At 45.5% G+C, this 7386-nt stretch carries 6 protein-coding genes and 1 pseudogene; 3 read left to right on the forward strand and 4 right to left on the reverse strand.

Going from position 1 to position 7386, the window contains the following annotated elements; genetic code table 11:
* The first annotated feature begins 104 nt into the window (after positions 1-104).
* Together AABW11_RS18375 and AABW11_RS18380 are read left to right on the forward strand one after the other, a co-directional pair.
* Positions 105-323: a hypothetical protein gene (locus tag AABW11_RS18375; protein ID WP_340106799.1), complete on the forward strand. Its 219-nt coding sequence runs from the start codon at positions 105-107 to the stop codon at positions 321-323.
* 1 nt (position 324) lies between these two features.
* Entirely contained in the window at positions 325-1452 is a 1128-nt protein-coding gene (locus tag AABW11_RS18380; RefSeq protein WP_340106800.1) for a hypothetical protein, read from the forward strand.
* A 36-nt stretch (positions 1453-1488) separates the two neighbouring features.
* Here the strand turns inward: AABW11_RS18380 and AABW11_RS18385 are convergent, their stop codons facing one another.
* The 3 genes and pseudogenes from AABW11_RS18385 to AABW11_RS18395 form a co-directional block, all read right to left on the reverse strand.
* The gene (locus AABW11_RS18385) at positions 1489-1878 is read right to left on the reverse strand and encodes a hypothetical protein (protein ID WP_340106801.1); all 390 of its coding nucleotides are present in this window, start codon (positions 1876-1878) and stop codon (positions 1489-1491) included.
* Between the two features lie 307 nt (positions 1879-2185).
* Positions 2186-2908 (reverse strand): annotated as a pseudogene (locus AABW11_RS18390) (serine hydrolase domain-containing protein).
* Between the two features lie 224 nt (positions 2909-3132).
* On the reverse strand, positions 3133-5130 hold the full coding sequence (locus AABW11_RS18395; protein WP_340106802.1) for a TonB-dependent receptor plug domain-containing protein: 1998 nt from the start codon (positions 5128-5130) through the stop codon (positions 3133-3135).
* 314 nt (positions 5131-5444) lie between these two features.
* On the opposite strand from AABW11_RS18395, the gene AABW11_RS18400 reads away from it, so the two are divergent.
* A complete protein-coding gene (locus AABW11_RS18400; protein WP_340106803.1) occupies positions 5445-6602 on the forward strand; it encodes a hypothetical protein in 1158 nt (385 codons plus the stop codon).
* Between the two features lie 327 nt (positions 6603-6929).
* Here AABW11_RS18400 and AABW11_RS18405 read toward each other — a convergent pair whose 3' ends face one another.
* Complete coding sequence (locus tag AABW11_RS18405; protein WP_340106804.1) at positions 6930-7124, reverse strand: hypothetical protein; 195 nt, start codon at positions 7122-7124, stop codon at positions 6930-6932.
* Between the last annotated feature and the right edge of the window lie 262 nt (positions 7125-7386).

Consider the following 7386-nt stretch of genomic DNA (forward strand, 5'->3'; position numbering starts at 1 on the left):
GTAATCAGCTATATGAGGACGTATGAAATTAAATGAAATAAGAATTAGGGGTCATGTAGCTCTGAATTGTAAAACATACAGAACAGTCATTTAACAGTACACTTATGAAAGCGCTCAAATCTAAAACACCCTATATGATTTTTCTGGCGATACTTTTCTGTATTGCAGCAACCGATTCATTTTTATGGAGCCAAAAAGTAAAGCCGCTAACAGTTATTGTTGATGCGAAAGTTAAAACTGACGATAGCACAGAGGTGGAGGAGATAGCCGAGCCCGCGATAATATCGTTGATAAAATTTTCTTTTACTGACGGAAAGGATTGATATGAAGAAATTAATAGTATGTTTGATCCTCTTATTCGCGCTTCCGGCTATGCTGTCGGCACAGTGGCGCATCAAAACAGGGATTAACCAGGGGTACGAGTGGAATATTTTTAAAAATCCGGAGCGGATCGTTGAAAATAGTGATACGCTGCGAAGAAACAGGTTGTGGAGAAACTCATCTTTTAATGAGCTGACTGCGGACGTTGATTATGCGAAAGAGATGGAAAACAGCATGGTCAGGATTAAATCCGACCTTAGCACGCATTTATACCACCAGGCAACAGAGGCACACGAGTTTTCTTATAGCTTAGAAGGATCGTATCGGAGCAATTTCAGTAGCAGCAAATATATCGAACTAAGCCCGGAATATTCAGTTAAACGACAAGATGGTGTTGAACCCGTTGATCAGGTCTTCAGCTCACGGCTATCCTACAGGGATATGCGTATTCCATTGGAGCTGGACTTTTACCTCGGCAATCTCGCATGGCTGAGGTTCGAAACAATGTATCGCAACAAGATGTATGACCGGCGCAATGATAAGCAGACCGGCTATAACGCCTATTTTTTAGAAACACTATATAAGAAGTCTTTTGATGACAGCGGGCGCTTTGATCACGAAATTGAGGTCTTTAACCAAACGCAGTACAGAGATCAGGTGACAACAGATTTTGAAGAGCCGAATGTACAAGAGAAAAACTTCAGGCAGTTTACTAAAATTGAAACGTCGATTATATACAGGCTGCAAAGCAGGCAGGATTTATTTGAAATCGAACTCCCTGTTTCAGGAACACTGTTTTATGATCATCCATCGGGTAATCTCGATTACCATGAAGTTGAATTTGGTACACAGTTAGATGTCAATATTGGCCGCGCCGAAATTTCAGCGGGTGTAGACCGAACACTCAGGAATTTCAAAAATTTTAATGTTGGAAGCTCCGGAAATACCTTGTTTTATGGATATTGGACAGGTGATGCAGAGATCGAGTTGGCTTTGGGCCGGCAAGTATATCTGAAGGTAAAAGCGCGCTATATTACCCGGTCATCTACTCGCAAAAAACTTACTTCAGCGTTTTACCGGGAGTATACAACGTCCTACGTTCAATCGGGCATTCGCATCAATATCCAGTAAACATACGTCCATTTCAGGAATATACATTCCGGTTATTTACGGTTGCTCTGATTTCTGCAGCTCAAAATCAAAATACTGTCCGGCCTGAGTAAACCGAAATGCCCGGTATTTTCCATCTGAAAAATCACTGAATACCATCTCAATTCCGGCCTGCTCAAATGCCATCGTTGTTTCGCTGTAAATCGTGAGCGGAAATGTTCCCTGACCGGTGGCTTGTACCATTAAATTATTTCCATCAACAAACAGCTCAATGTCGAGCGGAAAAGTGGGTGAACTGTAGATACCCGAGTATTTTTCGAGTGCGCTTTGTTCAAGAAAAATAGCCTGGCGCTCTTCAAATGATGGAATCTCATAATCGTTGCCAAATGTAATGCTCAGCATTCCGATCAGGATATCATTGAACGTGTAGTTGATGCCGTTTCCCAAAACAGTAAAGGTGAGACATCGCCGGGAAAGTGAGCGGCATTTGACTGGTAGCCCTTGATGCCGCCATTATGACCGATCAGTGTTTTGTCACCAAATGGAAACCGGATCAGGCCAAGCCCGAACGGCCCTTCAAAATTTGTTATCTTTTCGAGGGATTTATCAGGTAAAAGCTCTCCGCTGAAGAGGTCGGAAAAAAATGCAATACCTCTTCGGCTGTGGATAAAATAGCGCCGGCGCCGTGAGGAATCTGCATATTGGTACGCGATCCAGGGTGCCAGTCGCCTTGCCGATACACAAATGAGTCGGCTTAGTTTTCAACAGGGTGAATGCCGTCGGCAAAGTAAGTTGATGTGAGTCCAAGCGGTTCAGAAATTATATCCTGAAGCGCGTCGCCATATGATTTTCCTGTTTCTTCTTCGATAATGTATCCAAGAACTACGTAGCCGGTGTTGCTGTATTCTGTGCTTTCACCCGGCTCAAACGAAGTGCCGGCTGATTGAAAACGGTCAAGCATTTAATTCCGTGACTGAGCCTCTGAATAATATTGTACGTAGTCGGGATGGCTGGTGAAATTCACCAGGCCTGATTTGTGACGAAGCAGATGCTCAATCGTTATTTGACTGGCATTCGGCATTTCCGGGAAGTAGGTGTCCAGCTTGGTGTCCAGGAATAGTTCACCCTGCTCAATAAGCTGCAGAACCATAGCTGCTGTAAAGCTTTTGGTGATCGATCCAACCCTGTAGACAGTTTCGGGTGTTGCCGGAACTCCGTCACTTGAAATCATCCCGTATGCCTCACTGAAAACGACCTCCTTACCAGATAATACCGCTACAGAACCCATAATTTTGTCATTTTCTGTAAGCTGAGTGAAATAGCGATCAATTTTGTCCGTATTGATATCATTTTGAGCCAAAACTGTGTGGCTGGCAATAAACAGTGAGATCATAGACAGGGTGATAGCAGCAAGGAAATCTTTCATATGAGTGAACATGTGATGGTTTTCATAAAACACCAACACATACGTAAACATGTGAGGTGTATTTCCGTTTCCGGGGGATTAAAAATAGCTACCGGTAAATTTATATTATTGGTTAGCTGAAAGGTTTAATTGGACGCATATTACGCAACAACACGCATATTACGCAACAAATAGTGTCCGAAAAAGAGCAACAGTGTATTGAGAAGTAATAAAACCCTCCGGTGTTTTGAAATCACGGAGGGTTAATTTAAAATCGCTATTGATTATGTGTTTACTTAAAACCGGAGCTTCAATCCACCCATCACCCAGCGGCCCGGCATGGGGGCGCCAAGAATCTCCTGGTACTGGGTGTCGGTCAGGTTCATCACCTGAATGTATAGCATTGCAGGGCTCCATCCCGGCGTCACCTGCAGGTTCAGATTGGAGATGAAATAGCCGGACGGCACGTCGCCATCAACCAGTTCGGCTGATTCCTCAGAACGAATTCGGTAGCTGTTTTCGGTGTGAACTGATCCCCAGCGTGTGGAAAACCGCAGCCCGAGATTGACCTGATGCTTCGGGTGGTTGGCTATATATTTTGAGGGTTCATCTCCGTCACTCGTGGTACGGATGTAGGTGTAGCCAGCCTGCATTCCCACAGATCGATTATTGCCCAGGTTCTCTGTGGCATCCGTCAAAAACTCCACGCCGGCAGCGCTGCTCTGCTCAATATTCATGGCGTAGAAATACTCCTCATTCGGCTGCAGGTTATCTGCATTGGTGATGTTATTGGAGTTGGTAAGGGCATAATCAATCAGGTTGCTGCTCGAGCGGTAAAACACGGTTGGCGATACCTTAATGCGGCTGGCCGGGCGCCAGTCAAACCCGGCATCCACCGTCCAGGAGCGCTCAGGCTGCAGGTCCGGATTCCCGATATTCCGCCCGGGAGCGAGGTCGGGAATCTGCGAGGAGATATAGCGCTCTGTAAAATCACCGACGCGTATAGCCCGCCCAGCTGATCCTCTCAGCGTGACGTCGCCAACATTATAGGATGCGCTTAGTTGAGGCAGAAACTCCGTAGAGGCAATGCTATCGTACTGCAGGCGCGCGCTGGCTGTCACGTTCAGTCCGTTCACCCAGCTAAAATGACCGATGGTGTAAATACCGCCCATATCTGTTTGATGACTACCCCGGTCGGTGCTTTCAATTTGTTTGTCGAGATATTGTCCCCCCGCCATCAGCCGGATGTAGTTCATACGGTTTGATATGGCCTCTCCGCTGAACTCGTATTGGTGCGACAGGTTCAGGAAGAGCTGATCGGTCGTGTGTTCGTTGGGTGGCAGGGTGCCCGGCCAGAAATCAAAGGTGTCGTCCACATTTCTGTACGATATGTTAAACTCTGAGCGATGCGCATCTTTTTCGAACGTGACGGCCCCGAGTCCCCACCGGTTTGTGATCTGCTCTTCAGAATGATCAAATTGGCTGCGGGTATAGAAATACCGTGCGCTGAAATCTCTGTCATCAAACCCGCCGCGCGTGTAAACCGTGAAGTAATCGCTCAGGCGATATGAGAGAGAGGCGCTGTAGTTGGTCATCTCAAAATAGTTGTCGTAGGTCGGCTCATCTGAATCGCCCGGTTCAAACACGGGATTCGAAAGCTCTTCTCCATCAGAAGATATATGGCGCATGGAAGCCGAAAATCGCCACCGGTTTTTATTCAGGTCGATCCCGATATCACCTTTCAGTAGATTGTGCTGACCGCCGCCGAGATCGGCGAATACACTGGTCTGGAGTTCATCACCTGCATTGATCTGACGCCGAAGATAACTTCTTGTTTTGATGTGAACCACACCACCGACCGCATCGGCTCCATATGATGCACTTGCGGGGCCGCGAACAAGCTCAATCTGTCCTATTTCAGACAGAGCCACCGGAATATTCGTGTTAAAATGAGCGGTCAGCGGATCGTTCAGCGGAACATTATCAAGCATAAACAGCACTTGTGAAAACGTACTTCCGCGCACGCCCACATCAGCCTGCACGCCAAATCCCTGACGAGAATTAATATTTACGCCGGGCAGTGTTCGCAGTAGTTCGTCCACAGAGGTGACCGGCATCTGCTGAATATCCCGCTGAGTAATAACCGATACATTCTTTCCGCTTTCAGATATGGATGTTGAAATTCTGGATGCCGTGACAGAAATAGAATCGAGCTCCACCTCAACTTGGGCAACTGCTGTTTGAGCAGATAAAAAGATGAGAAAACTTATGAGCAGAGATAGCTTTTTAAACATTGGGGGTTGTTTAGTTGTTGTACTTCAAATATATATCCGAAAAGATACAGGCATCGCTTTTTAATAGAAACCTGAATCCTCGTAATTTTTACAAATCCCTGGCTGCCGCGGCCGTCTGTCGTTCAGGTTAAGGTCTGTCGTTTTGACGAATGTGATCTCCTGAACTGGGTTCAAACTACATTCACTATCAAAGATTAGGTTTTAGCTAACTTTTGCCGATAAATAACCTTTTGCAAAACCCCTGAACTCTGCTATACTTTTTTAGATATAAGCACCCAATGCTAATCAATGCTTTATATTCAAAATCTGACGCTATGAAACATTACTCATTTCTGTTTTTTATAGTTTTATTCCTTGTCTCGTGCACGTCATCACAAAAAATGCTGGAGCGCGGTCAGTACGAGCGTGCGATTGACAAAGCAGCAGAAAAGCTTCAGAAAAAACCCGGTGATACGGAAGAGCTGGCGGTTCTGAAGGAGGCCTATGAGCTTGCCAACATGTTCGATCTCGAAAGGATTGAGTATCTCGAGCTGGAAGAAAATGACCAGAACTGGATTGAGATTTCTGAACTTTACGAGCAGCTCAATCGCCGTCAAAATAAGATACGTCGCCTGCCCACCCGGGTCAGAAATCAGTTTACATTTGTAAGCTATGACCAGGCTATTGTCAATTCGAAGTCTGCCGCGGCTGATGTGTCCTACCGCCGTGGGATGGAGTATATGGATCGGGGAAATAAGGAGAGCTATCGTCTGGCATGGACTGAGTTTGTGAGAGCAGCAGAACTCTACCCGGGATACAGGGATGTGAATCTGAAAATTGAAGAAGCACGAATGCTCGGGATTAATCACACCCTGTTTGTTGTCGAAAATCAGTCAGGGGTGATAGTACCGGAATATTTTGAAACCGAACTGTCGAAAATTGCGCTGCGCGACCTCAATAGCCGATGGCTGAGTTTCGATACATTTGAAAATGAAAATATTGCATACGACCATTTGATAGTCCTCAATATCTCGGATATCTCATTCTCGCCTGAATCAGTTGAGCGGCAGATAATTCGTGAAACAAAAGAGATACAGGACGGGATGAAATATGCTTATGATGATGACGGCAACGTCAGGAAAGATTCGCTGGGTAACGATATCCGCGTTCCAAATATGATCAATGTCAGCGCTGAAGTAACCGACGTCGTGCAGCAAAAATCTGCATATATCGGCGGCTCTCTCGATATCTTCGAGCTTGAGGCAGACCAGCTTCTACGAACAGAAAATCTGTCGGTAGAATGGGTTTTTGAAAATCGGTATGGCACTGTAAGTGGCGATGAACGCGCTTTATCGGAAGAGAGCAAAGACATTGTGGGAGGACGAGAAATGCCGTTTCCATCAAACGAACAGATGGTGATGGATTCAGCAGATCTGCTGAAAGATCGGGCAAAAGCTATCATTAGCAATTCTCGCGATTTGCTTGAGAGTTGAAGAGCCCCGGCTGACGTCTGCCGTTGCCGTCTGTCGGGTAGGTTAAGGTCTGGTGGTTTGATGAAGGAGATTCTCTGGACTAGGTTCGGACACGGGTAGGTTAAGGTCTGTTGGTTTGATGAAGGAGTTTCTCTGGACTGAGCTCGAGCAATATCCACTCGTCAGCCCGCAACTGCAGCGTGCAGACGAGTCCCCGGTTGACGGCTGTTTTTACCGTCTGTCGGGTAGATTAAGGTCTGTTGGTTTGATGAAGAAGATTGTCTGAACTAGGTTCGGGGCAGACTCACTCGTCAGCCCGCGGAAGCAGCGTGCAGACGAGTGTTATCACTAAAATATATTCCCAAGATCTTTTTCATTCAGAACTTGATAGGAAATTTTTTTGAATTCATCATCATTAGCAGGCAAATCAAGTAACTCTCGTGCTAAACTTATGCTACATAAGTTTTCAGCATCATTTCCTAAATAATCTTCGAAAGACGAATATGGCCACCCTTCAAGAGAGTCGGACAAACCGGCTTTCATTGGATTCTGATGAATATATTGAAAGCACACAAGCGGATAATAATCATCTCGCACATTTGGTAGATTAAGACACTTAGCTTTCGTTCGTTTTCTGAAAAGTGACCCGCTTCTCCCGTATGATTTATTAATAGCATTTGTGTAAGAGCTTAGCAAAGTTGATATATCTTTATTGATAGGTAATAGATTTGAATTATTCTCTTTAATCTAAAGTGGTTTAATTCCCCGACCCTCTGGGTCGGAAAGGATAAAAGTCCCCCTTTGA

This window comes from Rhodohalobacter sp. 8-1, from assembly GCF_038150125.1.
Lineage (GTDB): Bacteria > Bacteroidota > Rhodothermia > Balneolales > Balneolaceae > SW132.